Source organism: Leclercia sp. EC_58 (assembly GCF_019584355.1).
Lineage (GTDB): Bacteria > Pseudomonadota > Gammaproteobacteria > Enterobacterales > Enterobacteriaceae > Enterobacter.
Genome location: NZ_VDAM01000003.1, coordinates 1 through 3,338, shown reverse-complemented (window position 1 = coordinate 3,338; position 3,338 = coordinate 1). Strand labels below are relative to the sequence as shown.

The window sequence follows — 3,338 nt, the reverse complement described above, 5'->3', positions numbered from 1 at the left end:
CGGCCCACAGAATGATGTCACGCTGAAAATGCCGGCCTTTGAATGGGTTCATGTGCAGCTCCATCAGCAAAAGGGGATGATAAGTTTATCACCACCGACTATTTGCAACAGTGCCCATAGGCTTCATCAGCGCCTGACTGGCGAGCACGATTCCGGCCCTAGCCGCAGGATCGCGCAGGACGACCTAGTTACGAACCAGGCCGAGTGTTCCTGACATCCATCGGCACCATAGTTCTGCTTATCCGGCACGCGCGCGTCAGGGGTGTGGTGAACTACAAAGCAGACCCGTTGAGGTTATCAGTTCGATGCACAATCAGCAGCGCATAAAATATGCACAAGAACAGGAGCACCCTTCGCATTAAGCTGTGGTGGTAACAAGTAGTGCCGGGCTACCATCAGCGAGCATGATGCGCTCCCACAGCATTCGCCTTGGCAGTATGGAAGTTCCTCGCTCCAGTTCGGGCCGGTATCCACCTCGAGTGACCCCAGCCGCCCCTCATGCCAACCGAGCCCATTAAGCGCAGAGTCGGCCGCAACTATCTCGGGGACGCATAAACACGCAGCGATTTACCAAGGAGTTCGGCTAGGTCAATCCGCAATTCCCTTTGCCTGGCCGGAGATGCCGCGAGCAAACAATGTGTCCGGTCGCTACCAGATGGACTTTGTGGGCGGAGGATTGCACCAGACGCTTCAGCGCAGCGTCGTACGATGAATCGGAAGGCCCGGTAAGCAATTGAAGAACCGCTGACCACCTCCCATCCGACAATGCAAGGGTGCCCCGCTCCCAGCGCGACACGGTTGCCTGATCCACACCCATTAATTCAGCTAGGTGACTTTGCTTCATATGACGAAGCAACCGCGCCCTCCGCACCTGCCGCCCCCTGTCATTCGTCAACATTCTTCAGCACCTCAATGTCGTTCGTAGTGAGCCTCATTTTTTCAAGACCGCCGATGATGAGAGCCAGGCCTCGCTCGAATGCCGCGTCCGGACCGCCTTCGTAGACGATTTTCATCGCGCTCTGTAGGCGCGCCGGCATCGTAGACGCTGAGGTGGTCAACTGATCTTCGCCCCGCTCCTCGGCGTCTGCCTCGCTAGCTTGCTGCTCAAGAACAGCGCCGACGGTGAAGTAGCTGATTGCCATCAACGCATAGGTCGCGTCACCTGCCGAAAAGCCAGCATCGCAAAGGAAGCGAAGCTGCGCGTCGGCTTTTTCCATCTGCGGCGCGGCTGGCCGCGTCCCGGCATGAATACGCGCGCCATCGCGATAAGCGAGCAACGCCCGTCGAAAACTGCATGCATTGCCCTTCAGGAACGAACGCCAGTCGTCGTCATCCCTTGGCGTCGAATGCGTGTGATTTATCGTCAGCATGGCTTCGGCAAGTGCGTCGAGCAACGCACGCTTGTTCTTGAAATGCCAGTAGAGCGCTGGCTGTTGCACCCCGAGGCGCTCAGCCAGTCGGCGCGTCGTTAGACCTTCCATGCCCACGTCGTTAAGCAGTTCGAGCGCGGTTCGGATCACGGCCTCGCGTTGGAGCTTGTTCATTCGCGAATTCTCATGTTTGACAGCTTATCATCGATAAGCTTTAATGCGGTAGTTTATCACAGTTAAATTGCTAACGCAGTCAGGCACCGTGTATGAAATCTAACAATGCGCTCATCGTCATCCTCGGCACCGTCACCCTGGATGCTGTAGGCATAGGCTTGGTTATGCCGGTACTGCCGGGCCTCTTGCGGGATATCGTCCATTCCGACAGCATCGCCAGTCACTATGGCGTGCTGCTAGCGCTATATGCGTTGATGCAATTTCTATGCGCACCCGTTCTCGGAGCACTGTCCGACCGCTTTGGCCGCCGCCCAGTCCTGCTCGCTTCGCTACTTGGAGCCACTATCGACTACGCGATCATGGCGACCACACCCGTCCTGTGGATCCTCTACGCCGGACGCATCGTGGCCGGCATCACCGGCGCCACAGGTGCGGTTGCTGGCGCCTATATCGCCGACATCACCGATGGGGAAGATCGGGCTCGCCACTTCGGGCTCATGAGCGCTTGTTTCGGCGTGGGTATGGTGGCAGGCCCCGTGGCCGGGGGACTGTTGGGCGCCATCTCCTTGCATGCACCATTCCTTGCGGCGGCGGTGCTCAACGGCCTCAACCTACTACTGGGCTGCTTCCTAATGCAGGAGTCGCATAAGGGAGAGCGTCGACCGATGCCCTTGAGAGCCTTCAACCCAGTCAGCTCCTTCCGGTGGGCGCGGGGCATGACTATCGTCGCCGCACTTATGACTGTCTTCTTTATCATGCAACTCGTAGGACAGGTGCCGGCAGCGCTCTGGGTCATTTTCGGCGAGGACCGCTTTCGCTGGAGCGCGACGATGATCGGCCTGTCGCTTGCGGTATTCGGAATCTTGCACGCCCTCGCTCAAGCCTTCGTCACTGGTCCCGCCACCAAACGTTTCGGCGAGAAGCAGGCCATTATCGCCGGCATGGCGGCCGACGCGCTGGGCTACGTCTTGCTGGCGTTCGCGACGCGAGGCTGGATGGCCTTCCCCATTATGATTCTTCTCGCTTCCGGCGGCATCGGGATGCCCGCGTTGCAGGCCATGCTGTCCAGGCAGGTAGATGACGACCATCAGGGACAGCTTCAAGGATCGCTCGCGGCTCTTACCAGCCTAACTTCGATCATTGGACCGCTGATCGTCACGGCGATTTATGCCGCCTCGGCGAGCACATGGAACGGGTTGGCATGGATTGTAGGCGCCGCCCTATACCTTGTCTGCCTCCCCGCGTTGCGTCGCGGTGCATGGAGCCGGGCCACCTCGACCTGAATGGAAGCCGGCGGCACCTCGCTAACGGATTCACCACTCCAAGAATTGGAGCCAATCAATTCTTGCGGAGAACTGTGAATGCGCAAACCAACCCTTGGCAGAACATATCCATCGCGTCCGCCATCTCCAGCAGCCGCACGCGGCGCATCTCGGGCAGCGTTGGGTCCTGGCCACGGGTGCGCATGATCGTGCTCCTGTCGTTGAGGACCCGGCTAGGCTGGCGGGGTTGCCTTACTGGTTAGCAGAATGAATCACCGATACGCGAGCGAACGTGAAGCGACTGCTGCTGCAAAACGTCTGCGACCTGAGCAACAACATGAATGGTCTTCGGTTTCCGTGTTTCGTAAAGTCTGGAAACGCGGAAGTCCCCTACGTGCTGCTGAAGTTGCCCGCAACGGCACTGTTGCAAAGTTAGCGATGAGGCAGCCTTTTGTCTTATTCAAAGGCCTTACATTTCAAAAACTCTGCTTACCAGGCGCATTTCGCCCAGGGGATCACCATAATAAAATGC

At 58.2% G+C, this 3,338-nt stretch carries 5 protein-coding genes and 1 pseudogene; 3 read left to right on the top strand and 3 right to left on the bottom strand.

Annotated features, from left to right (window positions below; all coding sequences use genetic code 11):
- Positions 1-214, top strand: a 214-nt coding sequence (locus FHC51_RS22405; protein WP_220436751.1) for a hypothetical protein, incomplete at its 5' end; no start/stop codon positions are given.
- A gap of 369 nt (positions 215-583) precedes the next feature.
- Here FHC51_RS22405 and FHC51_RS23330 read toward each other — a convergent pair.
- Both FHC51_RS23330 and tetR(C) read right to left on the bottom strand, forming a co-directional pair.
- Positions 584-898 carry a helix-turn-helix transcriptional regulator gene (locus FHC51_RS23330; RefSeq protein WP_061342203.1) on the bottom strand — a complete coding sequence of 105 codons (315 nt, stop codon included), beginning with the start codon at positions 896-898 and terminating at the stop codon, positions 584-586.
- Positions 885-1,544: a tetracycline resistance transcriptional repressor TetR(C) gene (tetR(C), locus tag FHC51_RS22395; protein WP_001038045.1), complete on the bottom strand. Its 660-nt coding sequence runs from the start codon at positions 1,542-1,544 to the stop codon at positions 885-887. Before tetR(C) ends, FHC51_RS23330 begins: the two co-directional genes overlap by 14 nt.
- A gap of 92 nt (positions 1,545-1,636) precedes the next feature.
- Here tetR(C) and tet(C) point away from each other — a divergent pair, with 92 nt between their 5' ends.
- A complete protein-coding gene (gene tet(C), locus FHC51_RS22390; protein ID WP_001297013.1) occupies positions 1,637-2,827 on the top strand; it encodes a tetracycline efflux MFS transporter Tet(C) in 1,191 nt (396 codons plus the stop codon).
- Between the two features lie 91 nt (positions 2,828-2,918).
- Here the strand turns inward: tet(C) and FHC51_RS23325 are convergent.
- Positions 2,919-3,008: pseudogene (locus tag FHC51_RS23325) on the bottom strand (type VI secretion protein); the annotation flags it as partial.
- 65 nt (positions 3,009-3,073) lie between these two features.
- Between FHC51_RS23325 and FHC51_RS23320 the strand changes: the two are divergent.
- Positions 3,074-3,338, top strand: a 265-nt coding sequence (locus tag FHC51_RS23320) for a hypothetical protein (protein WP_220436752.1), incomplete at its 3' end; no start/stop codon positions are given.

Coding starts and splice junctions, on each gene's coding strand:
- FHC51_RS23330 (WP_061342203.1), bottom strand. CDS start 898: ATGTTGACGAATGACAGGGGGCGGCAGGTGCGGAGGGCGCGGTTGCTT.